The sequence below is a fragment of the Proteus sp. G2618 genome (genome assembly GCF_009915995.1).
GTDB lineage: Bacteria > Pseudomonadota > Gammaproteobacteria > Enterobacterales > Enterobacteriaceae > Proteus > Proteus terrae.
On record NZ_JAABNI010000024.1, the window covers coordinates 79,300 to 106,209 of the forward strand.

Below are 26,910 nucleotides of genomic sequence, written 5' to 3' on the forward strand. Positions count from 1 at the left end.
ACAAAAGGATAATCAGTGACAGTAATAGCACATGCACAGGTAGCGACCCAAGAAATCTTCTTAGAGCCAGCTGACAATGCCCGTTTAATGAGCCTATGTGGCCCATTTGACGATAATATTAAGCAACTTGAGCGCCGTTTAGGTATCGAGATTAATCATCGTGATAACCGTTTTAAACTCACGGGAAAATCATTGTGTGTCAATGCAGCCGCAGGTATTTTACGTCGCCTGTATGTGGAAACCTCGCCTATTAAAGGCGTGATCCCCGATATCGACCCTGAACAAATTCACCTAGCAATCAAAGAAAGCCGTGTGCTTGAGCAAAGTGATGAGCATGTTCCTGAATTTGGAAAATCGACCAATATTCGAACTAAGCGGGGTGTGATAAAACCTCGTACACCAAATCAGGCACAATATATTGCCAATATCCAGACCCATGATATTACTTTTGGTATTGGGCCTGCGGGGACAGGGAAAACTTATCTGGCTGTTGCTGCTGCTGTTGATGCTCTAGAACGTCAAGAAGTGCGTCGTATTTTATTAACGCGTCCTGCGGTTGAAGCTGGTGAAAAACTGGGCTTTTTACCAGGCGATTTAAGTCAAAAAGTCGATCCCTATTTACGACCACTTTATGATGCGTTATTTGAGATGTTAGGTTTTGAAAAAGTTGAGAAACTAATAGAGCGTAATGTCATTGAAGTCGCGCCCCTCGCCTATATGCGTGGACGCACATTAAATGACGCCTTTATCATTCTTGATGAAAGCCAAAACACCACCATCGAACAGATGAAAATGTTCTTAACGCGTATTGGCTTTAACTCTAAAGCGGTTGTCACTGGGGATATTACCCAAATTGACCTGCCAAGAGGTAATAAATCAGGCTTACGTCATGCCATTGAAGTTTTATCTGATGTCAATGATTTAAGTTTTAACTTTTTCCACAGTGAAGACGTTGTTCGCCATCCTGTGGTTGCCAAAATTGTTATCGCCTATGAAGCTTGGGAAACGGAAGATCAAAAACGCCGCCAAGCAATCAAAGCAGAAAAAGAGAAGCTTCAGAGAGAAAATCATGAATGAAGTTATCCTTGATTTACAAGTAGCAAGTGAAAATACGCAAGGGCTTCCTACTGAAGCCCAATTTATGACATGGTTGGAAGCGGTGTTACCGCAGTTTCAACCTGTAAGTGAAGTGACTATTCGCATTGTTGATGAAGCAGAAAGTCACGAACTGAACCTCACTTATCGCGGAAAAGACAGACCGACTAACGTGCTTTCTTTTCCTTTTGAGGCACCACCTGAAATAGAATTGCCTCTATTAGGTGATTTGATTATTTGCCGTCAAGTAGTAGAAAAAGAGGCGGTTGAACAGAGTAAGACTGTTGAAGAGCATTGGGCACACATGGTTATTCATGGATGTCTGCATCTTTTGGGCTATGATCATATTGAAGATGATGAAGCCGAAGAAATGGAAGGTTTAGAGACAGAAATCTTACAAAATTTAGGTTATGCAGATCCCTATTTAATTGAAAAAGAGTAACAGTTCTCTTATTTTTATGATAAATACTATATCTAATTAACCATTCAATGAGGAAAAGTAGTTAAAACGCCATGAGCGACGACCAATCTTCGAGTAACGATAACCCTGGTCCTAAGAAAGGGTTTCTCACACTGCTTAATCAGTGGTTCCACGGTGAACCTAAAAACCGTGATGATCTGATGGAGCTTATCCGCGATTCTGAACAGAAAGAATTAATTGATCCTGACACCCGCGACATGCTTGAAGGGGTAATGGATATTGCTGAACAACGCGTTCGGGACATAATGATCCCTCGCTCTCAAATCGTCACACTAAAACGCAATCAAACCCTTGATGAATGTTTAGATGTGATTATTGATTCAGCACATTCCCGTTTCCCTGTCATTAGCGAAGACAAAGATCATATTGAAGGCTTATTAATGGCAAAAGATTTACTGCCATTTATGCGTACTGACGCAGAGCCATTTAGTATGGATAAAGTCTTACGCTCTGCTGTTGTTGTGCCTGAAAGCAAACGGGTTGATCGCCTATTAAAAGAGTTCCGCTCTCAACGCTATCATATGGCGATTGTGATCGATGAATTCGGAGGCGTATCTGGGCTCGTCACAATTGAGGATATTCTTGAACTTATCGTAGGCGAAATTGAAGATGAGTATGATGATGAGGATGATATTGATATTCGTCCGTTGAGTCGTCACGCTTACTCAGTTCGAGCTTTAACCCAGATAGAAGATTTCAATGAAGCGTTCGGTACACATTTCAGCGATGAAGAAGTTGATACAATTGGCGGTTTAGTTATGCAAGCCTTTGGTCACCTTCCTGCTCGTGGTGAAACTATTACCATTGATAATTACCAATTTAAAGTTGTTATGGCAGATAGCCGTAAGATCATTCAGGTTTATGTGCATATCCCCGATGATGCACCAATCCCTGAACTAGGTAATGATGCATAGGATATCAATGAATAAGATCTCTTTCTTAAACCGCCAGTGGGTTCGTGCCCTTCTGGCGGTTTTTTTCGGTGCCATTGGCACATTAGCATTTTCGCCATTTGATTTTTGGCCTGCGGCGTTAATTTCACTACTTGGCTTATTACTGATAATCACTCACCGCACAGCTCGTCAAGGTGCATTCCTTGGTTTTGCTTGGGGATTTGGGTTATTTGGTAGCGGTGTAAATTGGGTTTACGTCAGTATCGCTGATTTTGGTGGTATGCCGTTTGCAATAAATATCTTTTTAGTGATTTTATTAGCTCTCTATTTATCACTCTACACGCTATTATTTGCAGGATCACTGAATAAGTTTTTCCCCAAACCAACACTCTGGCGATTTGTATTTGCTGCTCCTGCGCTATGGCAAATCACCGAATTTTTAAGAGGTTGGGTATTATCAGGCTTTCCTTGGTTGCAGTTTGGTTATAGCCAGATTGATGGCCCATTAAAAGGTATTGCACCTATTTTTGGTGTCACCATGATAACGCTGCTTTTAACCGTTATTAGTGGATTAATTGCATTTACAATCTATCGTAAATCAATTTACAGCCTTGTGATTGCACTGCTTTTATTAGTATTACCTATCAGCTTTAAATCCTATCAATGGTATCAACCTTTGCCTGATGAAACGCAAGAAATTGCATTAGTCCAAGGTAATATCGCACAATCTTTAAAATGGGAACCAGGTACATTAGAGAGCACATTAAAGACCTATCTCACCTTAAGTCGCCCTTTTATTGGTAATGCAAATCTCATTATTTGGCCTGAATCCGCTATCCCTGATGTTGAAATTCAACAACAAAACTTTTTAGCAGAATTAGATAAGCAATTAAGAGAGCAAGATACCCATTTAATGACGGGAATTATTGATGCTCGGCCGACATTAGAAGGCTATCGTTTTTACAATAGTGTCATCACATTAGGTGAACACTATGCTTATCAATACCCGGCAACAGATCGCTATAACAAACATCACCTTGTTCCTTTTGGTGAATATGTACCATTAGAATCACTATTACGCCCACTTGCGCCTTTCTTTAATTTACCTATGTCATCATTAAGTCAAGGTGAATATGTACAACCTCAGCTTACTGTTAATGATGCCAAAATAACCGCAGCTATTTGCTACGAAATTATCTTAGGTGAGCAAGTTCGCGCTAATTTCAAACCTGATACACGATTCTTATTAACGATTTCTAATGATGCGTGGTTTGGCAATTCAATCGGCCCTTGGCAGCATTTTCAAATGGCAAGAATGCGCTCTCTTGAGTTAGGAAGACCATTATTACGTTCGACAAATAACGGTATTACAGCCTTTATTGCAGCCAACGGTGATGTAATTTCTCAACTTCCTCAATTTGAAGAAGGTGCTTTAGCGGAAAAAATGACACCAACAACAGGACTAACTCCTTATTACAAATGGGGTAATACACCATTGTGGATATTGGTTGGATTATTTTTTGTCATCGCCTTTATTAAACGCCGTAATTAAAATGAATAAAGCCCAACCCTATTAAGTTAATATTAATTAGGTTGGGCTTTTTCTAATAAGAGAGCTTTTTCATGGATCATTATCCTGAACATATTCTCGATGCCATTTGGCAAAGAGCTAAAGAAATATCAACAGATAATGAAACAAAGGGCTTTCGTACAGATAAAGAAAATAAATGGATCCAACGCCAGATGTTCAATCAACAAGAACATGAATTTGGCTGGGTATTGTCAAAAAAACCAGAGTCAATTAGCCAACTTATTGAAGACAAAACCATTGTACCTGTGCATTGGAAAACAGCGATTATCGATCAACAAAAACAAGAAGCTGAGTCTAAACGCGTTAATGTCACTCAACTTGACCAATCTGCACTATCCCAATTAATTCAGTCATCCGCAGATATTCAATCTTATTGGCAATATGCCCATAAAATTTCCAGCGATAACGAAGAAAAGGGTTTCCGTAAAGATTATTACGGTTATGTTATTCAGCAAAATGCGTTTAGAGATAAACAGCATCAATATGGCTGGACATTAGCTCAATTAACCCCTGCTAATAAAAATAATGACCCCGTTATTCCTATTAATATTGTGCCAATACATATTAATACTGCAAAACGCATTGCCGATGAAAAGGCATTAATTGCCCAAAATACCCAAGAAGCAAAAATTGAACGCAGACGTAAAAATATTATTTATGAAATAATCTATTTTATTGTCAGCTTACCCAGCACCCTTTTTTCTTTACTAAAATTCTGATAGCTAATTTAGATAGACGCCCACCATAAACGTAGTTTTAATCCCCACGAAGATGACCAACCACTTGTAAAGCCTACCATTTCTCCTTTATAAACAATAACAAATGAAGGTGTTGCACTAATTTCCCACTGTTGAGAAATATCCCCTCGAGTATCATTTATGACAGGAAAAACCAGACCTTTAGATTGAATACCGCGCTCTAACTTTGCGTTATCACCAGAACGGATCGCAACAGATGTCACGTTGTAACCATCTTGTGCTAACGAATTTACTGATGGTGTTGTTAGTTTACAAACCCCGCACCAAGTTGCCCAAAAATAGATTAATAAGGGCTTTTCAGCACTCAATTCAGCCAATGAAACAACTTTATTATCAACCGTATAAAGCTCAGGTAAATTCGTTAAGGATGGTGGCGTAGGTTGTCGCCACCAATCCATTGCAAAAGAAGCTATAACGAAAATGACAACCAGAACAATCAGTTCTTTACTCCACTTTCGTAAGCGACTACGCATTATTTTTTCACTTTATCCAGTTGTTCTTTTACAATCACTTCTAGCTGAGCGTAATCAACGGCACCCGGAATAACCATATCGCCAACGACAGTTGCAGGTGTACCTTGAATACCTAATTTGCGAGAAAGATCCAAGTTGTTTTGTAACGCTTTTAAGCTTTCATCCGTCAATTTCACTTTGCTAGTATTGGTTGTTTTCATTGCATCATCAATACTTGCATTATCTAACATTGTTTTCTTCTGCATTAAACGTTGGTGTAATGCTAAGAATGCTTTTGGATCTTCTTTCCAAACTGAAAGTACAGCTTGAGAAGCTTTTGCAGAACTTTCACCTTTAAACGGCAATGGTTTAATCACCACGGCAACTTCAGGATAATCTTTTGTAATTTGTTCTAATAATGGATCGAAGCGTTTGCAGTAAGGGCAGTTATAATCAGTAAAAGAAACCAACACTAATTTAGCGTCCTTTGCACCAATACGAGGACTTGCAGCATCATTATATAACGCGTCATGCTCTGCTTTTAATGCAGTACGGAACTGAGCTTGTTGCTCATCTGCTTTCTGTGCCTGTAATGCTGTGATGGCCTCTTCCAGAATTTCTGGGTTTTTAATTAACGTGTCACGAACCAGTGCACGAACTTCTTTTTCCTGATCAGCACTTAATGCCGCAGCTTGCACATTTGCACCAAAAAGTAACGAAGAGATAACCAGTGCAGAAAGTGTTTTTTTCATTATTGGGCTCCTTTAGCCTCTGAAAGAACTGTCAATGTTGAATCTTTATTTAAAATAGGGGGTAAAACCACGCCATCTTTATGGCAAGGCCCATAAACTTGGTTAAATGGTACTGCAACTTGACCACGTTGTTTTAAAAACTGAGTGATTTTATCAGAGGGTTTAGTCCAATCCCCTCTTAATGCGACAACATCTGGCGCTGAAAGTGCAGCCTGAATCTCTTCTCGCAATAATACATTGTATTTGTTTGCTTTGCAGGTAACACACCAATCTGCTGTTACATCGACAAATACACGTTTATTATCTGCTAATGCTTGGTGTATCGCTTCTTCTGATAAAGGTTGCCAATTTATCGTATCTTGACCTGCGAGTGTTTGGCTTGCTGGTTGCTCCACAAATAGATAGGTGCTCCCTCCTAAAAATAGGGCAATAACAGCCGAAATAAATACCGTTTTTTTGCCATAATGCCGTGCTATCGCAAACAATAAAAGCAGAGTAATGGCAATAAAAATAGCCATTACGATTGGTAATCCTAGATGTGGAATAAGTAATGTAATTAACCAAATACTGGACAATAACATCATAAAGCCTAATACCACTCTTAGGCGATTCATCCATTTACCCGGTTTTGGTAGCGCTTTGGCAATAGATGGGAATATAGCCACTAAGATCCAAGGCAAACTCATTCCAATCCCTAGAGCGGTAAAAATAAGCCATAGCTCATTTAGAGGCGCAATAAGTGCATAAGCGACAGCGGTTCCTAAAAATGGTGCTGAACAAGGCGTTGCGAGTAAAGTTGCAAATGCACCTTCCCAAAAGTGTCGGCTATATCCTTGCCCACCTGCTGTTGCCATTTTAGTATTTATATTGCTACTTAAACGCAGTTCAAATAATCCAAATAGATTTGCAGTAAAAATAGCAGTAACTAATACCATAAAACCAATAAACCAAGGACTTTGGAATTGGATCCCCCAACCTAAGGCTTCTTGGCTATAACGTAAGCCTGTCATAAACAGAGCTAGCGCCCAAAATGAAACTAAGATGCCTAGAACAGAAACAGAAAATTGCTTGCGAATAACCCCTTTATCACGATTTTCAAGATGCAGAATTGATCCCATTTTCATCGCAAGTACAGGTAATACACAAGGCATCAAATTCAGAATTAAGCCACCCAATAGAGCAAAAGCGAGAATACTCCAAAGCCCAACACCTGAATTGGCGGCGGGAGCAATCTCCGCTCCTCCATGCCCTATGGTGTCATTAACTTGGCGAGAAAAACCTTGGTCAGTAATAACAAAAGAAAGCACCTTACCTGAAATATCACCGGCAGCATCGCCCCAATCATCAGTCACATCAACGGTGACAAATAGGTTTTTATCTTGATGATTTAATTTTGGAATGCCATAAAGCATACCTTCAGGAGGATCGAGATAAATATTAGGTTTAACCCAAGTGCCTTGCTCTCTTTGTAAAGAGATTGTGAGTTGGCTATTGTTATAACCAGAAGAAACTGATGATACTAATCCTGTTCCAACAGGAATTTTTGCCATTGCCTGATTATATTGCCATTCAAAATCAGCAGGCACAGGTTCAGTAAGATCCAAGTCTAAAGTGTAATCAGTCAAAATACAGACATTACTGCATGTTGATAGAGTTAAAACTCCTGTTAAACGATCAGTCTGAACAGAGGATAGCTCAATAGGAAAAACAACTTGTTTGTCATAGCCTTGAGTATAAATACCCGCCACATCAAAAGCTGAAGGTGATGGCCAATGCCAAGTTATTGCGCTTACATCTTGCGACCAATTAATTTCAGGGGCAACGCCACCTTCTCCTGGAGAACGCCAATACGTTTTCCATCCAGACTCAAGCTGTACCTCAAGTAAAAGTTTCACGTCACCTGCTGGGGACTTTTGTGCTGTCGCCCTAACTTGTGCATGAGAATTATCAGGCATGGTTAGCCAGCCTGTATCTGCTGCTTGAGAGGTAGATAAAGTAAATAGCGTTAGTATCAACGCCATAACAAAAGAACGAAACATAACAACTCCCTAAAAATTCCTACAACGCTACACATAGAGCCACGCCCAAATTAGACGCGCAATCTTTTAGCTAAAAGGAAATTTCTAATCCCTCAAAATACAATAATGAAGGTGAAGTCTGATTGGAGGTGGTGGATGATGATGTTTTTTCTGATTACGCTGGCGCGACACATAAATGGCAGCCATGCTTAGCAATAGTAACACAGCCCATGAATGGAAAAATGGCTCGATTGTTAATGGGGGAACAGATAGCAATGATTTGGCGCTTAATTCACAGGTAGACAACGAATAGGTATGCTCTGTTACGCTATTCTCATCGGCAATCGGTGTTGATAGTGGGTATTGTGTTTGAGATACAGCCGTTGCTAAGCGCTCACTAATGATGTGGGCACCTAATGAACGCTGAACAATACAACACAAGATCAGCAAAACTGTTATCACCACTAGCCAGCGACCTGACCGCCAATTACTCATAGATGTTCCTCATCAATATGACCCGCTATCTTAACGGTAATCCACAGACAAACAACTCCTTAAGACAAACTTTACAAATCCCTACTTAGCTTATTTTTCTCATCATCTCAATTTTTCATCTTTAACCTTTATTTCTATAAGGTTTCTACTACAATAATTTTAAATATTGAAAACAACTTCCAAAAAAATAATCAACTACATTTGATTTCATTCTTTTATTGGGAGATACCTCTCGTATTTCACAAATTACACTTCCCAACAGTATGTTATTTGTTCTATCTATTAACATTATCAAAACAAATTAAAACAAAAAAGTAACACAAAGCAAAACACAAATATCACTTATCACCATGACAGGAGTTATTATGCGGATGCGTAAACTAGCATTATCATTAATGATTTTAGGGGCTGCAGTAGCTGTGCAAGCAGAAGAACTCACTGGAACCTTAAAGAAAATCAATGACAACGATATTATCATCGTTGGGCACAGAGAATCCTCTGTTCCTTTCTCTTACTATGATAATCAACAAAAAGTAGTTGGTTATTCTCAAGACTATTCCAACCTCATTGTACAGGCTGTGAAAGACAAAATAGGCAAACCAAACTTACAAGTTCGCCTCATTCCTATTACTTCTCAGAATCGTATTCCATTATTACAAAATGGCACATTTGATTTTGAGTGTGGTTCAACAACCAACAATGAAGCTCGTCAACAACAAGCTAGCTTCTCTAATACTATTTTCATCGTAGGTACACGTTTACTGGCGAAAAAAGACAGTGGAATTAAAGATTTCGCTGATCTATCAGGTAAAAACGTTGTTGTAACATCAGGAACAACGTCTGAAATGTTACTCAACAAATTAAATGATGAGAAAAAGATGAATATGCGCATTATCAGCGCAAAAGATCATGGAGACTCATTCCGTACACTTGAATCAGGTCGTGCCGTTGCCTTTATGATGGATGATGCATTACTGGCTGGTGAACGTGCTAAAGCGAAAAAACCGGGTGAGTGGGAAATTGTAGGAACCCCACAATCTGAAGAAGCTTATGGTTGTATGTTCCGTAAAGATGACGCTCAATTCAAAGCGTTAATTGATGAAACTATCGCTAAAGCACAAAAATCAGGTGAAGCAGAAAAATCATTTAATCGCTGGTTTAATGCACCGATCCCACCTAAAAATCTTAACTTAGAATTCACCATCTCGGATGAAATGAAAACATTGTTTGCATCACCAAATGATAAAGCATTGAACTAAAAACACATAAGCAGTTGATGCAAAATAAATAATTATAAAGTATCTGTTGGACAGACAGATCAGTGAAGTTTGGGGCAGCCGTTCCCTGCCCCTCTTTTTCACCGGAGGTGAAATCATGTCGATTGATTGGGATTGGGGGATATTCTTCCAAGAAGCCCCATTCGGAAACACCACATACTTAGGATGGCTGATTTCTGGCTTTCAAGTCACTATTGCCTTATCTCTATGCGCTTGGGTTATCGCCTTTCTTGTCGGTTCTTTATTTGGAATTTTACGCACTGTACCTAATCGTTGGCTTTCAAGCTTAGGTACTGTTTATGTTGAGTTATTCCGTAACGTACCACTTATTGTTCAATTCTTTACGTGGTATCTCGTCATTCCTGAATTATTGCCTCAATCTATTGGCGACTGGTTTAAAATGGACTTAGCGCCAAATGTGCAATTTTTTGTCTCATCAGCACTCTGCTTAGGTTTATTTACCGCAGCGCGTATGTGTGAACAAGTTAGAGCCGCAATAAACTCATTACCTCGTGGTCAAAAAGCTGCAGGCTTAGCATTGGGCTTAACTTTACCCCAAACCTATCGTTATGTTTTATTACCCAATGCATACCGCGTCATTATTCCACCAATGACCTCCGAAATGCTTAATCTCGTAAAAAACTCAGCGATTGCTTCCACTATCGGGTTAATTGATATGGCTGCACAAGCAAACAAACTACTCGATTATTCAGCAAAAGCGTATGAGTCATTCACAGCAATTACTCTCGCCTATGTTTTTATCAACGTCATCATTATGTTAATCATGAATTGGCTTGAAAAACGTGTGCGTTTACCTGGCACAACAGGAGGTCAATAATGTACGAATTTGACTGGAGTTCTGTTGTTCCAAGCCTACCATTTTTAGTTGATGGAATGGCTATTACTCTAAAAATCACTGTCACTGCTATTGTGGTCGGTATTCTATGGGGAACGGTGCTTGCTGTTATGCGCTTATCTACCTTTAAGCCTATTAGCTGGTTTGCCGCCGCTTATGTTAATACCTTCCGTTCTATTCCATTAGTCATGGTATTACTGTGGTTTTATTTAATTGTGCCTAACATATTACAAAATGTTCTAGGTCTTTCACCGAAAAGTGATATCCGTTTAATTTCAGCAATGATAGCGTTCTCTTTATTTGAAGCGGCTTATTATTCTGAAATTATAAGAGCAGGTATTCAAAGTGTTAGCAAAGGGCAATTTTCAGCCTCACTTGCTTTAGGTATGACCAAGTCACAAACAATGCGTTTAGTGATCTTACCTCAAGCCTTTCGAGCCATGATCCCGCTTTTACTGACTCAAGGAATTGTATTATTCCAAGATACATCCTTAGTTTACGTTTTAAGTCTTACTGACTTTTTCAGAACAGCGGCAAATATTGGAGAACGAGATGGAACACAAGTTGAAATGATCCTCTTTGCTGGTTTTGTTTATTTTGTCATTAGCTTCGCCGCTTCGATGTTAGTAAACTTTCTTAAAAAAAGGACTACCTAGATGATTTCCCTAAAAGACGTATCCAAATGGTATGGTCAGTTTCAAGTACTGACTGAATGTTCCACTGAAGTTAAAAAGGGGGAAGTTGTTGTTGTCTGTGGGCCTTCTGGATCAGGTAAATCAACACTGATCAAAACAGTGAATGGCTTAGAGCCTATACAACAAGGCGAGATCCTTGTTAATGAAATCAAAGTAAATGATAAACATACTGATCTTGCTAAATTACGAGCAAAGGTGGGTATGGTATTCCAACATTTTGAACTCTTCCCTCATCTATCTATTATTGAAAATCTTACACTGGCACAAGTTAAAGTGCTTAATAGAGAGAAAACTACCGCAAAAGAGAAAGGGTTAAAACTATTAGAACGAGTGGGATTAACAAGCCATGCTAACAAATACCCGGCTCAACTTTCAGGTGGTCAGCAACAACGTGTCGCCATTGCTCGCGCATTATGCATGGATCCTATTGCAATGTTGTTTGATGAACCGACATCAGCACTTGATCCTGAAATGATTAATGAAGTACTTGATGTAATGGTAGAGCTGGCAAATGAAGGTATGACGATGATGGTAGTCACTCATGAAATGGGTTTTGCTAAAAAAGTCGCTGACCGTATTATTTTTATGGATGAAGGTCGAATTGTAGAAGATAGACCTAAAAATGACTTTTTTGATAATCCAAAATCAGCGCGAGCAAAAGATTTCCTCGCTAAAATTCTGCACTAATCTCCACATCCCCTCTGCTGACGTGCTTTTTTAGCACGTCAGCCCAAAATAATAATTTAGATTAACCTCGCAATTAAATATCAAGCAATCCTCTTTTCTCGCAATATCACTATTATTTTTTCACAAAATACGCATTTATTGTCTTTTTGCTTTAGTTCTTTTCAAGATATCTCGTAATTGTCTTGAAAAAGTTATGCAAACGGTGGCTTTCATTGAGATCAATAGTTGTGGCTATTAGACAAAATCAGCTATGCTATGCGAGTCTTAATTTCATAATAGCGGTTACCCTCCGGTAGCCATTAATTCACCATAGGATTATCGGTGCCATGCAAGAACAATATCGTCCCGAAGATATAGAGCAAACTATCCAGGAACACTGGGAAAAGAACAATACATTTAAAGTGACAGAAGATAATAACAAAGAAAAATATTACTGCCTGTCAATGCTACCTTATCCTTCTGGCCGACTACACATGGGACACGTCCGTAACTACACCATTGGTGACGTGATTTCCCGTTATCAACGTATGCTAGGTAAAAACGTCTTACAACCTATTGGTTGGGATGCGTTCGGTTTACCTGCAGAAGGTGCCGCAGTAAAAAATAAAACAGCTCCAGCACCATGGACTTACGAAAATATCAATTACATGAAAAGCCAGTTAAAAAAACTGGGTTTTGGTTACGATTGGGATCGCGAAGTTACTACTTGTACTCCAGAATATTATCGCTGGGAACAGTGGTTCTTTACTAAGTTATATGAAAAAGGCTTAGTTTATAAAAAGACCTCTGCTGTTAACTGGTGCCCACACGACTTAACTGTTTTAGCCAACGAACAAGTTATTGATGGCTGTTGCTGGCGTTGTGATACCCCTGTTGAACGTAAAGAAATTCCACAGTGGTTTATCAAAATTACCGAGTATGCTGAAGAGCTGTTAAATGATTTAGATACGTTAGATGAGTGGCCTGAACAAGTTAAGACCATGCAACGTAACTGGATTGGTCGCTCAGAAGGTGTCGAAATTAAATTTGATGTTGCTGATAGCGATGACACAATGACCGTTTATACAACGCGTCCAGACACATTTATGGGTGTCACTTATGTTGCAGTTGCTGCAGGTCACCCATTAGCGCAAAAAGCTGCTCAAAATAACCCTGAAGTTCAACATTTCATTGATGAATGCCGTAACATGAAAATGGCAGAAGCCGATATGGCAACAATGGAGAAAAAAGGGATTGCAACAGGCCTTTATGCTATTCATCCATTAACTAAAGAGAAAGTCGCCATTTGGGTTGCTAACTTTGTATTAATGGAATACGGCACGGGTGCTGTAATGGCGGTTCCTGGTCATGATGAACGTGACTGGGAATTTGCAACTAAATACAACTTACCAATTAAAGCCGTTATTGCAGATGCTGAAGGTAATCAACCTGACTTATCTGAAGGTGCATTAACCGAGAAAAATAGCCTGATTAACTCTGGTGAATTCTCTGGTTTAGACAACCAAGCTGGCTTTAACGCAATTGCAGATAAACTGGCACAAATGGGTGTTGGTGAGCGTAAAGTTAACTACCGTTTACGTGATTGGGGTGTTTCTCGCCAACGTTACTGGGGTGCGCCAATTCCAATGGCAACTTTAGAAGACGGTACTGTTGTTCCTGTCCCTGAAGATCAACTGCCTGTGATCCTGCCAGAAGATGTAAAAATGGACGGGATCACCAGCCCAATCAAAGCAGATCCAGAGTGGGCAAAAACCACAATCAATGGTCAGCCAGCGCTACGTGAAACTGATACTTTCGACACCTTTATGGAATCTTCTTGGTATTACGCTCGTTATACCTGCCCAGATTACGATAAAGGCATGTTAGATCCGAAAGCAGCTAATTATTGGTTGCCTGTTGACTGGTATATTGGTGGTATTGAACACGCCATCATGCACTTAATGTATTTCCGCTTCTTCCATAAACTGATGCGTGATGCAGGTTTAGTGAACTCTGATGAACCAGCAAAACGCTTACTGTGCCAAGGCATGGTATTAGCTGATGCGTTCTACCACACTGGTGAAGATGGTGCTCGTCATTGGGTATCTCCAGCTGAAGCTATCGTTGAACGCGATGAGAAAAACCGCATCATTAAAGCAACTGACAGTGAAGGTCATGAACTGACTTATGCTGGCATGAGCAAAATGTCTAAATCTAAAAACAACGGTATCGACCCACAAACGATGGTTGAACGTTATGGCGCAGATACCGTTCGTTTATTTATGATGTTTGCAGCACCACCAGAATTAACTCTAGAATGGCAGGAATCTAGCGTTGAAGGCGCAAACCGTTTCTTACGTCGTTTATGGCGTTTAGTTCACGAGCACACTCAAAAAGGAGCGACACAGTCTCTTGATCTTTCTGCACTAACAGAAGAACAAAAAGATTTGCGTCGTGACTTACATAAAACGATTGCGAAAGTATCTGATGACGTAGGTCGCCGTTTAGCCTTTAATACCGCAATTGCTGCCATTATGGAGTTAATGAATAAATTAACTCGTGCAACACAAGAAACAGAACAAGATCGTGCTTTAATGCAAGAAGCATTAGAAGCCATTGTTCGTATGCTTTCTCCAATCATCCCTCATGCTTGTTTTGTTATGTGGCAGGCATTAGGTGGAAAAGAGGACGTTGATGTTGCACCATGGCCTGTTGCTGATGAAGAAGCAATGGTTGATGACACCAAACTGATCATCGTTCAAGTGAATGGTAAAGTACGCGGTCGAGTCACTGTTCCGGCTAATTCAGAAAAAGAATATGTTCAGGAAATGGCGACAAAAGAGTACAGTGTTGCTAAATACTTGGAAGATGTGACTATTCGTAAAGTCATCTATGTTCCTGGAAAATTACTGAACATCGTTGTTGGCTGATAAGGAGGCCTAGTGCGATATCTACTTTCGCTATTTTTCGGTTTAGCGGTGTTAATCACCGCTGGCTGTGGTTTTCACCTTCAAGGTAAAACGCAGGTTCCAGCAGAATTAAAAACGCTTTATCTTAGCTCTGGTGACCCTTATGGCCCATTATCTCGTGTAATGCGTCAACAACTTAGACTGAGTGGTGTTCAGCTTGTTGAAAATCCAACGGCAAATATCCCTATTCTAAAAATTGTCGGTTCATCAGAAAGTAAAGAGACCGTTTCTGTGTATCAAGACGGTAAATCAGCAGAACGTCAATTAACATTTGTGCTTGATGCACAAGTGATTATGCCTGATGGTACGATTTACCCAATTTCATCACAGGTTTCACGTCCATTCTTCGATAACCCATTAGAAGCATTAGCGAAAGATGCTGAAAATGACATTATCAAGCAAGAGATGCGTGAACAAGCGACAGCAATATTAGTGCGTAAATTATTGGTTGTTCACAATGCAGAACGCCAAAAGAGCGCACAAGCTGAGCAGGCAAAACAGATAATCTCACCCGCCAAATGATCCGCTTATATCCAGAACAACTGAATGCGCAGCTCCAAGAGGGGCTGCGCCAAAGTTACCTACTCTGGGGTAATGAACCTCTATTACTCCAAGAGTCTCAAGATGCTATTCAATCCGCTGCTAAATCCCAAGGGTTTGTCGAACATTATCAATTTACCCTTGATAATAATACAGACTGGAATGAAATTTACTCGCTTTGTCAATCGCTAAGCCTTTTTTCTCAAAGACAATCTCTTTTACTACATTTGCCTGAAAATGGCCCCAATGCAGCGATGTCAGAGAAACTTACTCGCCTATCTCAAGAATTACATCAAGACTTATTGTTGATTTTACGTGGCAATAAACTCACAAAAGCACAAGAAAACAGTGAATGGTTTAAAACATTAAGCCAACATGGAACCTATGTTTCTTGTCTGACACCTGAGCTTGATAAATTACCTAATTGGGTTGCACGGCGAGCAAAACAAAAAGGGTTAGCGCTGGATGAACAAGGTAATCAATTACTTTGCTACTGTTATGAAGGGAATTTATTGGCGCTAGCACAAGCCATTGAGCGCCTTTCTCTGTTATACCCTGACGGTAAGCTGACGCTCCCAAGAGTAGAAGCGGCGGTCAATGATGCGTCACATTTTACCCCTTATCACTGGGTTGATGCATTACTGGCCGGGAAAACACAACGTGCATGGCATATCTTGCAACAACTCAAAAGAGAAGACTCTGAACCTGTTATTTTACTCAGAACTGTACAACGTGAGTTAATGCAGTTGATTACGCTACATCGAGAATCTAAAACGACTTCGTTAAAAACGATTTTCGATAAACATCGAATTTGGCAAAATCGACGCCCAATATTCACCGCAGCACTACAACGTTTATCTGAACATCAATTGCTGACAGCAATACGGTTACTTGCAACAATTGAAATTACTATTAAACAAGATTATGGACAGACAGTTTGGCCCTCTCTTAGTGCTCTGGGTTTATTACTTTGTGGAAAAGCATTGCCGGAAGGATTTGTAAGTCATGTCTAAAATCAATAACTCAACATCATTAATTAACCAAGCCATTGCTTTATATGGTGGTACATTTGATCCTATTCATTATGGGCATTTGCGTCCTGTTGAAGCTCTTTCCGGATTAATTGGTTTAAAAGAAGTGATTTGGCTACCTAACAATATTCCTCCTCATCGCCCTCAACCAGAGGCCTCTTCTCAACAACGTCTTAAGATGGTACGTCTGGCTCTTGAGCCATATTCTTCATTTACAGTCGATACTCGTGAACTTGAGAAGCCAACACCTTCTTATACTATTGAGACATTAAGAGACTTCAGAAAAGAAATCGGCGACAAACAACCCTTGGCTTTTATTATTGGTCAAGATTCATTACTTTCAATTAATACATGGCACCAATGGGAAGACCTGCTGGAAGTATGCCATTTACTAGTTTGCGCCCGCCCTGGTTATCAAACACATTTTGACTCAGTGCAAATGCAAACATGGCTAACCAAACATCAAACTCATCAGCAAGAAGATATTCACTGTTTACCTGCGGGTAAAATATTTCTAGCTGATACGCCTCTTTATAATATATCAGCAACAGATATTCGTGCTCGTCACAAAGCCGGGTTAGATTGTCACGATTTACTACCTAACTCTGTTGAAGACTATATTCGCCAACAACAACTCTATAAATAATTACTTAAGACTAAAGTTGCTCTCTTAAATAATTAAAAGCGAACGGGTAAGGCGAAAAATAGCGTTGATGGCTCAAATACTCATCAGGATAAACAGTTAACCAATATTTGAGTAAATCATAAGGTTTAGATAAAGGCACGATACCTTGACGATATTGTAAAATTGTCTGTGCCATTTCTTGTTTTTGTTGTGAGCTTAGATCCCGCTTAAAATACCCTGCCATATGCATTAACGCATTAGTTTGCCCTTCTCTATTTGCTGCAACACTGAATGCCTTCATTAGCTTTCCCTGATATTTTGATGCAACTTCTTCAAGAGGAATAGCATCAGAAAAATTAGCAATATCACGCCCCAACTCTCGATAAGCCACTTGTGAATAAGCCATAATTAAATATTTATATCGGCTATGGAATTTAACCAAAGCCCCTTTAGTTAATGATTGATTAACCTGTTGTTGGTAATCAAACAGTGTGAAAAATCGGGTAAGAAAATGGTCAAGAACAATAGGTTGTAAAAATTGATCAATATTTAATTGAGGTAAAGTAAAATTCGGGGGAGAGGAAAGGCAGTCTCCTTTTTTTCCAACATAACCATAAAGTGGCAATAGGTTATCTCTATTTTGAGCCTCTACCTGCATAATGCCTATCTTTTCCGCCTGAACAGTATCACAAAGCAATGCTAACTTTTCTTGCAATTGGTGATTAGTGTTACCCATAATTTCTGAAGATATCCCAAGATAATTCACTTTTCTTTCCATTTTTTTCTCTCCAATTAAAAAGTCTGAGCATTACACGGTATAATCTGAAGCTAACAAAGTAAAAACACACCTAATTAGGTGTTTCATGAGCATTGACAGATGAGGTTTAGCTGTTATTCTCACCCTCTGTTCCCTTAAGGGAACTGTAAGGTAAAACTGTCGTCTAAACGGAAAAGTTCTTATCTGCCTTCTTTTTGTTATTTATTATGACGCAGTTAATGGGCATATATGAATTTTTCTAAATCAAACGTCGAAAAACAAGAAAATGAGGTTTATGTTCTTGTTATTGCTAACTAGAATTAATCATCCAGTAAAATAGATTTATTGGTATAAATTCCTTTAAAATAGCGCTTATTATTTTTTCGACTAAATCAACCCATTAGATTATAGGTGATCCTTTTGCAAGGTTCTGAATTACAGCAATTTATTATTGATAAACTTGAAGATTCTAAAGCTCAAGACATTATTGCATTAGATGTCCGCGGAAAATCAAGTGTAACTGATTACATGATTATTTGTACTGGTACATCAAGCAGACACCTCATGTCAGTTGCAGATAATCTCGTTGATGATTGCCGCGAAGCGGGATTACAACCTTTAGGTGTTGAAGGACAAGGAGTTTCTGACTGGATTGTCGTTGACCTTGGTGAAGCCATGGTACACGTTATGCAAGAAGATAGTCGCCGTATGTACGAACTTGAAAAACTCTGGAGCTGAGTTTGAAATTACAGCTCATTGCCGTTGGTACAAAAATGCCGGACTGGATACAGACCGGCTTTATTGATTATCTTAATCGATTCCCCAAAGATATGCCTTTAGAACTTATCGAGATCCCCGCAGGTAAGCGAGGAAAGAATGCGGATATTAAACGTATTCTCGAAAAAGAAGGTGAACAAATGTTAGCTGCAGTAGGTAAAGGAAATCGTATCGTCACTCTCGATATTCCTGGCGCTCGCTGGGATACGCCAAAACTTGCAGAACAACTTGATCGATGGAAGCTTGATGGTAGAAATGTCAGCTTACTCATTGGTGGCCCGGAAGGATTAGCACCCGCTTGTAAAGCTGCGGCTGAACAAAGCTGGTCTTTATCTCCTTTAACAATGCCACATCCCCTTGTTCGTGTTGTGGTTGCAGAAAGCCTTTATCGAGCATGGAGCATTACCACAAACCATCCTTATCATCGTGAATAATCAATAAATTGGCGGGTCAGTAAGTGAAGTCAAATGGGATGAAAAGAAAAAAACGTACCCCGTTTCGAGATTATACTGCGGAATCAAAGCTATTTATCCGACGTGTAATTGTCGCATTTTCAGTAATTATTATATTAAGTGGTGTTTTGGTTTTTAACCTCAATCACTTACAGATCGCTCGCCATGATGATTATCAGACACGTTCAAATGATAACCGAATTAAATTAGTACCGATTGCTCCCAGCAGAGGCATTATTTATGATCGCAAAGGTATCCCTCTTGCGCTCAATCGTACTATCTACCAATTAGAAATTGTGCCTGAAAAGGTAGCAAACTTACAAGAAACTCTGGAAAGTTTAAGGGATGTTGTTGACTTAACTGACGAAGATATTGCTGCATTTGAAAAAGAGCGCAAGCGCTCACGTCGATTTAGCTCTATCGCCTTAAAAACAACATTAAGCCAAGTACAAGTCGCACGTTTCGCTATCAACCAATATCGCTATCCCGGTTTAGAAATCAAAGGCTATCAACGTCGTTATTACCCTTATGGTTCAGCATTAACGCATGTGATTGGTTACGTCGCAAAAATTAATGATAAAGATGTTGAACGTCTTGATAAAGAAGGTTTATCACCTAACTATGCTGCAACTCATGATATCGGTAAGTTAGGCATCGAGCGTTATTATGAGTCTACTTTGCACGGCACAACAGGCTATGAAGAGGTTGAAGTTAATAGCCGTGGTCGAGTTATTCGCCAATTGCACGAACAACCGCCACAAGCAGGTAAAGATATTTATCTTACCATCGACCTTGAACTGCAAACCTATATTGAAACATTACTCACTACAAGCCGAGCTGCGGTTGTAGTAACCGATCCTCGCAATGGTGAAATTTTAGCACTGGTATCAAACCCTAGCTACGATCCAAACTTATTTGTTGGTGGGATTTCAAATACTGAATATCAAGGGTTACTAAACAACCCTGATAGACCACTGATCAACCGAACAACTCAGGGTCTTTATCCACCTGCATCAACTGTGAAACCCTTTATGTCTGTTGCAGCATTGAGTGAAGGTGTAATCACAGCCAATACTACAATTCATGATCCAGGCTGGTGGCAACTCCCTGGCTCAGAAAAACGTTATCGAGATTGGAAACGTTGGGGACATGGAAAACTTAATGTCACAAAATCTATCGTAGAATCTGCGGATACCTTCTTCTATCAAGTTGCTTATGATATGGGAATTGATCGTATATCAACTTGGATGGGTCGCTTTGGCTATGGCGAATATACAGGTATTGATCTCTCTGAAGAACGCAATGGCATCATGCCAACGCGTGAGTGGAAACAGCAACGTTATAAAAAGCCTTGGTATCAAGGTGACACGATCCCAGTAGGTATTGGGCAAGGTTATTGGACAGCGACGCCAATTCAAATGGCGAAAGCTTTAATGACATTGATTAATGACGGTCAAGTTAAAACCCCTCACCTACTTTACGGTACCAAACTAGGCAATGAAATGTTGCCTTATGTTGATACTGAAACCCGCCAAATTGGCGATATCAACTCAGGTTATTGGGAACTAGCAAAATACGGTATGTATGGTGTGGCTAACTTCCCGAATGGTACAGGTCGTCGAAGTTTTGCTGATGCACCTTATAAAGCAGCTGCAAAATCGGGAACTGCACAAGTATTTAGTTACGAAACCTATAATGCTAGCCAATTGGCAGAACATCTTCGTGACCACAAATTGATGATTGCCTTTGCGCCTTATGATAAGCCAACTGTAGCTATCTCTATTATCTTAGAAAATGGTGGTGCAGGCCCTTCTGTCGGTGATATTACAAGACAAATTCTTGACCACATTCTCCTTGGTGATAACAACACTGTATTGCCAGCTTCTCCACCAGCACCACGTGGTTCAGAGGAATAATACTCATGACTGAAAATAATAAGAAAAAATCCTTCTGGACACGGATCCATATCGACCCGTTATTCTTACTTTGTATTATTGCGTTATTAGGATACAGCGCATTTATTATGTGGAGTGCCAGCGGGCAAGATCCAGAAATGATGCAACGTAAGTTAGGACAGATTGCTATGGGTTTCATGATCATGATAGTCATGGCGCAAATCCCACCAAGAGTCTATGAAAGCTGGGCTCCTCATCTCTATTTCTTTTGTGTTATTTTACTTATTCTCGTTGATGTCTTTGGGCAAATCAGTAAAGGAGCACAACGTTGGCTAGATTTAGGTATTGTTCGTTTTCAGCCTTCAGAAATCGCTAAAATAGCAGTGCCTTTAATGGTCGCTCGATTTATGAATCGCGATGTGTGCCCCCCTACATTACGTAATACGGCTATTGCTCTGGTACTCATTTTTGTACCAACTTTATTAGTCGCCGCACAGCCCGATTTAGGAACATCCATTCTTGTTGCTGCATCGGGTTTATTTGTTCTTTTTCTTGCGGGAATGAGTTGGCGCCTTATTACCGTGGCTATTATTCTTGTTGCTGCCTTTATCCCCATACTCTGGTTTTTCCTCATGCATGATTACCAGCAAGCACGGGTAATGATGCTTCTCGACCCTGAATCAGACCCGCTTGGGGCAGGATATCATATAATCCAATCTAAAATTGCCATTGGTTCTGGTGGATTACATGGAAAAGGATGGTTACAAGGCACTCAATCTCAATTAGAATTCTTACCAGAGCGCCATACAGACTTTATTTTTGCTGTATTGGCGGAAGAACTCGGATTAATTGGTGTTTTGATACTATTGACTCTTTATATACTCTTAATCGCGCGAGGCCTTTACCTTGCAACAAAAGCACAAAATACATTTGGTAGAGTAATGATTGGCGGGTTAATGCTAATTTTCTTTGTCTATGTCTTTGTCAACATAGGAATGGTGAGTGGTATTCTTCCTGTTGTAGGTGTTCCATTGCCGCTGATGAGTTATGGAGGCTCGGCTCTTATTGTATTAATGGCCGGGTTTGGTATCGTGATGTCGATTCATACACACCGAAAATTACTATCAAAAAGTTTATAATGAGGTTTTTATGCGTCTGCAATGGGTTTTGATTGGTATCAGTGCATTGCTACTGTCAGGGTGTGTTATTGATAAAACGAATACCAATAAACAGCCAGCGCCATTACCCAATGTGCCAGCTCAACGTGTTCTCGGTGCAGAGCCACGTTACGAGCCTTATCACCCTACGGCGAATCAAGATTACCGAAAAAATGGGGTGGTTTACCGTATTGTGGCTGATCCTGCAAACTTTAGTGAGCGAGGAGAAGCAGTTGTCTATGATAGTTTAGCGATGAGTCGTTTAACTACCATTGGTGAACGCGTTAATCCCTATGAGTTTGCAGTCGCTCATCCTACATTACCGATCCCAAGCTATGCGAAAATCACAAACTTGCTTAATGGGCGCACAATGGTTGTACGTATTAACGACCGTGGCCCTTACGTTAATGGAAAACAGATCCAAGTCACTCCAGCGGTTTCTGATAGCTTACGTTTAATGCCGACAACCCCATTGCTTATTGAAGGAATTGTTGTTGACCAAAATGGCCATATGAGCGGTATTGGTACACATGGTGCGCAGATAGAGAAGAAAACAACCGCATTGCCTGAGCGTCCTAACTTTAATGCTCAGCCAGCAACAGTAACACCGGCACCATTAACAACGTCAACGCCAAGCAATATCAATAACACTACGCCTGTTGAGCCATCGGCTCCAGTGCAAGTAAAAGCGCCTACTCCAATTCCGGCACCAGTTCCAACACCAGCTCCTGCAAAGGCGGAAGCACAAAAACCTGTATTATCCTCAAATTCCATAGCACAAGGCTTTTATGTCCAAGTTGGTGCTCTCAGTAACGAAAATAATGCACAGTTTTGGCTCAATGATTTATCGTCATTATTTAACACCCAAGGTGTGATCAACAAAATAGATGGATTATATAAAGTGCAACTCGGCCCTTACTCATCTAAAGATCAAGCTGAAACGATAAAAAACAAGCTAAAACAAGCTAAAGATATCACTGGGTTTATTATTACCCAATAAAGGATAATTTTACGTAAAATCCTTTTTATATCAGCAAATTCAAGCGTAGAATCGTCTGGATTTGCTGATATTTTATTTATCAGTCCCTATTTTTCCCTGAATTTTCGGATTAAACAAACAGAATGAAACAGACACTCCCAGCTAAATTACTAAGAACGAGCCTATTAAGTGCCACTTTTGCTTTATTGACAGTAACGCATCAAAGCTTGGCTGATGATTCACTAAAAACAATGATACCCGCAGTTCCTAATATCGAGGCCGAATCTTATATTCTTATTGATTATAATTCTGGGAAAGTGCTGGCTGAAATGAATGCTGATGTTCGCCGCGATCCTGCAAGTTTAACCAAAATGATGACCAGCTATGTTATTGGACAGTCTATTCGCGCAGGCAAAATTACTAATAACGATATCGTGCCAATTGGTGAAGAAGCATGGGCAACGGGCAACCCTGTTTTTCGTGGCTCCTCTTTAATGTTCTTAAAACCTGGCGACCAAGTTACTGTCGCACAATTAACTCGTGGCATTAATTTGCAATCAGGTAATGATGCTTGTGTGGCAATGGCCTCTTATGTCGCAGGTAGCCAAGATACATTTGTCACCATGATGAACGATTACGTTAAACGCCTCGGTTTACAAAATACACAATTCCAAACCGTTCATGGTCTTGATGCTCCAGGACAATATAGCTCGGCTCGCGATATGGCACTAATTGGTGCTGCATTAATTCGCGATGTACCTGACGAATACGCTATCTATAAAGAAAAAGAGTACACCTACAACAATATCCGCCAAACTAACCGAAATGGTTTGTTGTGGGATACCAGTTTAAATGTTGATGGTATTAAAACAGGTCATACTGCATCAGCAGGTTATAACCTTGTCGCGTCTGCAACTGAAGGTGATATGCGTTTAATTTCTGCGGTCATGGGTGGTCATTCATCTAAAGGTCGTGATGCTGAAAGTAAAAAATTACTTACTTGGGGTTTTCGTTTCTTTGAAACCGTAAAACCATTGCAAGTAGGTAAAGAGTTCGCAGCAGAGCCTATCTGGTATGGAGAAACAGATAAAGTACAATTAGGGGTAGATAAAGATGTTTATTTAACTATTCCTCGCGGTCGTTTAAAAGATTTAAAAGCAAGCTATGTTCTTGATAATGTAGAATTACATGCACCTGTGACTAAAAACCAAGTTGTGGGAACCATTAATTTCCAACTTGATGGTCAAGTTATTGAACAGCGTCCGCTAGTTGTAATGAATGAAGTAAAAGAAGGTGGTTTCTTTAGCCGTATTATCGACTATATCAAATTATTATTCTCACGCTGGTTTGGCTAAGGCTTGAAAAAGGTAAATGTGACCACATATAACTTTCATACAGATATTGGCAGAAACACATTTACCATTCCCATATTTACCCTAATTACCAGTATCGCATTCCTTATTATGTAAGGAATGCGCTTTTTATTTGCTAAGATTAGGTGTAGAAATAAATATTAAAACAACAGCGCCTGTTGTCTTAAGGAATTACATTATGATGAAAACAAAATTAAATGAACTGTTAGAGTTCCCATGTTCTTTCACTTATAAAGTGATGGGCCATGCAAAACCAGAATTAGTAGATCAAGTCGTTGAAGTCATTCAACGCCATGCACCTGGTGATTACACACCTTCAGTGAAACCAAGTAGTAAAGGTAATTACCACTCTGTTTCTATTACCATCAACGCAACTCATATTGATCAAGTAGAAACATTATATAAAGAATTAGGTGAACTTGAACTGGTACGTATGGTTCTGTGATCTCTTCTTTTAGCGAATGACTTTTTAAAAGCGCCTTTCATTAAGGCGCTTTTTCTTATTCTGCATTTCCTCATTTTTCACTCTACCTCGGAAAAAAAACATCTCAATCTGGTAGTTCATTTACCGGAGCGTTATACTGCTCTTCACAATTACGCTACAAATGAAGATTTTCACGGTGCAAGACAAGACAATCATTATTCGCCAATTAGGTGTGAAACCCTATTTACCGGTTTCTGATTCTATGCATCAGTTTACGGAAAAACGGGAAAGTCACACACCTGATGAAATATGGCTCGTTCAACATGAACAGGTTTTTACCCAAGGCCAAGCTGGTAAAGCTGAACACTTATTAAATACGGGGACTATCCCTGTTATTCAATCTGATCGTGGCGGTCAAGTGACTTATCATGGCCCCGGTCAACAAGTAATGTATGTTTTAATTGATTTAAAACGCAATCATGTCGGTGTTCGTCAATTAGTCACCGCTCTTGAAAACACCGTTATAGACACGCTAGCAGAGTTTAATGTAGAAGCTTATGCTCGCGCTGATGCACCCGGCGTTTATGTGGAGGGGGATAAAATTTGCTCTTTAGGATTGCGTATCCGTAAAGGTTGTTCCTTTCATGGACTTGCACTCAATATCGATATGGATTTATCTCCTTTTGCTCGAATAAATCCTTGTGGTTATTCTGATCTAAAAATGACGCAATTAATTGATTTTGCACCGAATACGACAACGACACAGGTAGCACCGTTATTAGTTAAGCATTTTTGTACACAACTAGGATTTCAACCACAGCAATAAAAATGCTATAATTTTTTTAACATTTGTCATATTTTTTTAAAACCCTGATTACCTCAGTCACATCGTGTTAATCACTCTAGATAACTGGAACTGGCACAATTATGAGTAAACCTATTCAGATGGAACGCGGAGTTAAATATCGCGACGCCGATAAAATGGCACTTATTCCTGTTAAAACAGTCGCTACAGAACGTGAACAACTGCTACGCAAACCTGATTGGATGAAAATAAAGCTACCCGCTGACTCAAGTAAAATTCAGGGTATCAAAGCAGCAATGCGTAAAAATGGCCTTCATTCCGTCTGTGAAGAAGCCTCTTGTCCTAACCTTGCTGAGTGTTTTAACCACGGAACGGCAACCTTTATGATCTTGGGTGCAATTTGTACACGCCGTTGCCCATTCTGCGATGTCGCTCATGGCCGCCCTAATGCTCCCGACCCTCAAGAGCCAGAAAAACTCGCTCAAACCATTAAAGATATGGGATTACGCTACGTCGTAATTACGTCCGTAGACCGTGATGATTTACGTGATGGTGGAGCTCAACATTTTGCTGATTGTATCGCTGCAATTCGTGCAAAAAACCCAACAATCCGTATTGAAACATTAGTGCCTGATTTCCGTGGTCGTATGGATAAAGCACTTGAGATCCTCACTGACACTCCACCAGATGTCTTTAACCATAACTTAGAGAATGTACCTCGCGTTTATCGCCAAGTACGTCCAGGTGCTAACTATCAATGGTCGCTGACATTGTTAGAGCGTTTTAAGCAAGCTCACCCTGATATTCCAACAAAATCAGGTTTGATGGTCGGTCTTGGAGAAACCAACGAAGAAATTATTGACGTTATGCGTGATCTGCGTAAACATGGGGTAACGATGCTGACATTAGGGCAATATTTACAGCCAAGCCGTCATCATCTTCCTGTTCAACGCTACGTCAGTCCTGACGAGTTTGAATATATGAAAGAGCAAGCACTTGCGATGGGCTTTACCCATGCAGCTTGTGGGCCGTTTGTTCGCTCGTCTTATCATGCTGATCTTCAAGCTCAGGGGATTGAGGTTAAATAACAATTTATC

General features: G+C 39.9%; 27 protein-coding genes. 22 read left to right on the forward strand and 5 right to left on the reverse strand.

Going from position 1 to position 26,910, the window contains the following annotated elements; translation table 11 throughout:
- Positions 1 to 15: 15 nt before the first annotated feature.
- From GWJ01_RS14600 to GWJ01_RS14620, 5 genes are all read left to right on the forward strand, one after another.
- A complete protein-coding gene (locus GWJ01_RS14600; protein WP_036912056.1) occupies positions 16 to 1,077 on the forward strand; it encodes a PhoH family protein in 1,062 nt (353 codons plus the stop codon).
- Entirely contained in the window at positions 1,070 to 1,537 is a 468-nt protein-coding gene (ybeY, locus tag GWJ01_RS14605) for an rRNA maturation RNase YbeY (RefSeq protein ID WP_109393425.1), read from the forward strand. The genes GWJ01_RS14600 and ybeY overlap by 8 nt, the downstream gene beginning before the upstream one ends.
- A gap of 71 nt (positions 1,538 to 1,608) precedes the next feature.
- Positions 1,609 to 2,490 (forward strand): CNNM family magnesium/cobalt transport protein CorC, encoded by an 882-nt coding sequence (corC, locus tag GWJ01_RS14610; RefSeq protein ID WP_023581153.1) that lies wholly within the window; start codon positions 1,609 to 1,611, stop codon positions 2,488 to 2,490.
- 7 nt (positions 2,491 to 2,497) lie between these two features.
- A complete protein-coding gene (gene lnt, locus GWJ01_RS14615) occupies positions 2,498 to 4,021 on the forward strand; it encodes an apolipoprotein N-acyltransferase (RefSeq protein WP_161711240.1) in 1,524 nt (507 codons plus the stop codon).
- Positions 4,022 to 4,092: 71 nt separating this feature from the next.
- Positions 4,093 to 4,779 (forward strand): hypothetical protein, encoded by a 687-nt coding sequence (locus GWJ01_RS14620; protein ID WP_161711241.1) that lies wholly within the window; start codon positions 4,093 to 4,095, stop codon positions 4,777 to 4,779.
- An 8-nt stretch (positions 4,780 to 4,787) separates the two neighbouring features.
- On the opposite strand, the gene GWJ01_RS14625 is transcribed toward GWJ01_RS14620, so the two are convergent.
- The 4 genes from GWJ01_RS14625 to GWJ01_RS14640 all read right to left on the reverse strand — a co-directional run bounded on the left by GWJ01_RS14625 (position 4,788) and on the right by GWJ01_RS14640 (position 8,535).
- On the reverse strand, positions 4,788 to 5,291 hold the full coding sequence (locus tag GWJ01_RS14625) for a protein disulfide oxidoreductase (RefSeq protein ID WP_161711242.1): 504 nt from the start codon (positions 5,289 to 5,291) through the stop codon (positions 4,788 to 4,790).
- Positions 5,291 to 6,022, reverse strand: coding sequence for a DsbA family protein (locus tag GWJ01_RS14630; protein ID WP_161711243.1), 732 nt, complete (start codon positions 6,020 to 6,022; stop codon positions 5,291 to 5,293). Before GWJ01_RS14630 ends, GWJ01_RS14625 begins: the two co-directional genes overlap by 1 nt.
- Positions 6,022 to 8,061, reverse strand: coding sequence for a protein-disulfide reductase DsbD family protein (locus tag GWJ01_RS14635; protein WP_161711244.1), 2,040 nt, complete (start codon positions 8,059 to 8,061; stop codon positions 6,022 to 6,024). Before GWJ01_RS14635 ends, GWJ01_RS14630 begins: the two co-directional genes overlap by 1 nt.
- An 84-nt stretch (positions 8,062 to 8,145) precedes the next feature.
- Positions 8,146 to 8,535 (reverse strand): metal resistance protein, encoded by a 390-nt coding sequence (locus GWJ01_RS14640; protein WP_109393421.1) that lies wholly within the window; start codon positions 8,533 to 8,535, stop codon positions 8,146 to 8,148.
- A gap of 365 nt (positions 8,536 to 8,900) precedes the next feature.
- Here GWJ01_RS14640 and GWJ01_RS14645 point away from each other — a divergent pair, with 365 nt between their 5' ends.
- The 8 genes from GWJ01_RS14645 (at position 8,901) to nadD (ending at position 17,215) form a co-directional block, all read left to right on the forward strand.
- On the forward strand, positions 8,901 to 9,794 hold the full coding sequence (locus tag GWJ01_RS14645; protein ID WP_109393420.1) for a glutamate/aspartate ABC transporter substrate-binding protein: 894 nt from the start codon (positions 8,901 to 8,903) through the stop codon (positions 9,792 to 9,794).
- Between the two features lie 115 nt (positions 9,795 to 9,909).
- On the forward strand, positions 9,910 to 10,650 hold the full coding sequence (locus GWJ01_RS14650; protein WP_109393419.1) for an amino acid ABC transporter permease: 741 nt from the start codon (positions 9,910 to 9,912) through the stop codon (positions 10,648 to 10,650).
- Positions 10,650 to 11,324: a glutamate/aspartate ABC transporter permease GltK gene (gene gltK, locus GWJ01_RS14655; protein ID WP_109393418.1), complete on the forward strand. Its 675-nt coding sequence runs from the start codon at positions 10,650 to 10,652 to the stop codon at positions 11,322 to 11,324. The genes GWJ01_RS14650 and gltK overlap by 1 nt, the downstream gene beginning before the upstream one ends.
- Positions 11,325 to 12,050: an amino acid ABC transporter ATP-binding protein gene (locus GWJ01_RS14660; protein ID WP_161711245.1), complete on the forward strand. Its 726-nt coding sequence runs from the start codon at positions 11,325 to 11,327 to the stop codon at positions 12,048 to 12,050.
- 326 nt (positions 12,051 to 12,376) lie between these two features.
- Entirely contained in the window at positions 12,377 to 14,959 is a 2,583-nt protein-coding gene (gene leuS / locus GWJ01_RS14665; RefSeq protein ID WP_109393416.1) for a leucine--tRNA ligase, read from the forward strand.
- Positions 14,960 to 14,971: 12 nt separating this feature from the next.
- Positions 14,972 to 15,520, forward strand: a complete 549-nt coding sequence (gene lptE / locus GWJ01_RS14670; RefSeq protein ID WP_075671576.1) for an LPS assembly lipoprotein LptE — start codon at positions 14,972 to 14,974, stop codon at positions 15,518 to 15,520.
- Positions 15,517 to 16,551 (forward strand): DNA polymerase III subunit delta, encoded by a 1,035-nt coding sequence (gene holA / locus GWJ01_RS14675; RefSeq protein ID WP_109393414.1) that lies wholly within the window; start codon positions 15,517 to 15,519, stop codon positions 16,549 to 16,551. The genes lptE and holA overlap by 4 nt, the downstream gene beginning before the upstream one ends.
- Complete coding sequence (gene nadD / locus GWJ01_RS14680) at positions 16,544 to 17,215, forward strand: nicotinate-nucleotide adenylyltransferase (protein ID WP_109393413.1); 672 nt, start codon at positions 16,544 to 16,546, stop codon at positions 17,213 to 17,215. The genes holA and nadD overlap by 8 nt, the downstream gene beginning before the upstream one ends.
- 10 nt (positions 17,216 to 17,225) lie before the next feature.
- Here nadD and GWJ01_RS14685 read toward each other — a convergent pair whose 3' ends face one another.
- Positions 17,226 to 17,972 carry a YbgA family protein gene (locus GWJ01_RS14685; RefSeq protein WP_109393412.1) on the reverse strand — a complete coding sequence of 249 codons (747 nt, stop codon included), beginning with the start codon at positions 17,970 to 17,972 and terminating at the stop codon, positions 17,226 to 17,228.
- A gap of 390 nt (positions 17,973 to 18,362) precedes the next feature.
- Between GWJ01_RS14685 and rsfS the strand changes: the two genes are divergently transcribed.
- The 9 genes from rsfS (at position 18,363) to lipA (ending at position 26,901) form a co-directional block, all read left to right on the forward strand.
- Positions 18,363 to 18,689 (forward strand): ribosome silencing factor, encoded by a 327-nt coding sequence (gene rsfS / locus GWJ01_RS14690; RefSeq protein ID WP_006537732.1) that lies wholly within the window; start codon positions 18,363 to 18,365, stop codon positions 18,687 to 18,689.
- Positions 18,690 to 18,691: 2 nt separating this feature from the next.
- A complete protein-coding gene (gene rlmH / locus GWJ01_RS14695) occupies positions 18,692 to 19,162 on the forward strand; it encodes a 23S rRNA (pseudouridine(1915)-N(3))-methyltransferase RlmH (protein WP_109393411.1) in 471 nt (156 codons plus the stop codon).
- A 38-nt stretch (positions 19,163 to 19,200) separates the two neighbouring features.
- Positions 19,201 to 21,096 (forward strand): peptidoglycan DD-transpeptidase MrdA, encoded by a 1,896-nt coding sequence (gene mrdA / locus GWJ01_RS14700; protein ID WP_109393410.1) that lies wholly within the window; start codon positions 19,201 to 19,203, stop codon positions 21,094 to 21,096.
- Between the two features lie 5 nt (positions 21,097 to 21,101).
- Positions 21,102 to 22,214 (forward strand): peptidoglycan glycosyltransferase MrdB, encoded by a 1,113-nt coding sequence (mrdB, locus tag GWJ01_RS14705; RefSeq protein ID WP_099075876.1) that lies wholly within the window; start codon positions 21,102 to 21,104, stop codon positions 22,212 to 22,214.
- A 10-nt stretch (positions 22,215 to 22,224) separates the two neighbouring features.
- A complete protein-coding gene (rlpA, locus tag GWJ01_RS14710) occupies positions 22,225 to 23,232 on the forward strand; it encodes an endolytic peptidoglycan transglycosylase RlpA (protein WP_109402207.1) in 1,008 nt (335 codons plus the stop codon).
- Between the two features lie 122 nt (positions 23,233 to 23,354).
- Positions 23,355 to 24,566 carry a D-alanyl-D-alanine carboxypeptidase DacA gene (dacA, locus tag GWJ01_RS14715; RefSeq protein ID WP_109393408.1) on the forward strand — a complete coding sequence of 404 codons (1,212 nt, stop codon included), beginning with the start codon at positions 23,355 to 23,357 and terminating at the stop codon, positions 24,564 to 24,566.
- A 199-nt stretch (positions 24,567 to 24,765) separates the two neighbouring features.
- The gene (gene ybeD / locus GWJ01_RS14720) at positions 24,766 to 25,029 is read left to right on the forward strand and encodes a DUF493 family protein YbeD (RefSeq protein ID WP_036912266.1); all 264 of its coding nucleotides are present in this window, start codon (positions 24,766 to 24,768) and stop codon (positions 25,027 to 25,029) included.
- Between the two features lie 160 nt (positions 25,030 to 25,189).
- Positions 25,190 to 25,834, forward strand: a complete 645-nt coding sequence (gene lipB / locus GWJ01_RS14725) for a lipoyl(octanoyl) transferase LipB (protein ID WP_109393407.1) — start codon at positions 25,190 to 25,192, stop codon at positions 25,832 to 25,834.
- Positions 25,835 to 25,935: 101 nt separating this feature from the next.
- The gene (lipA, locus tag GWJ01_RS14730; protein ID WP_075671558.1) at positions 25,936 to 26,901 is read left to right on the forward strand and encodes a lipoyl synthase; all 966 of its coding nucleotides are present in this window, start codon (positions 25,936 to 25,938) and stop codon (positions 26,899 to 26,901) included.
- Positions 26,902 to 26,910: the final 9 nt, after the last annotated feature.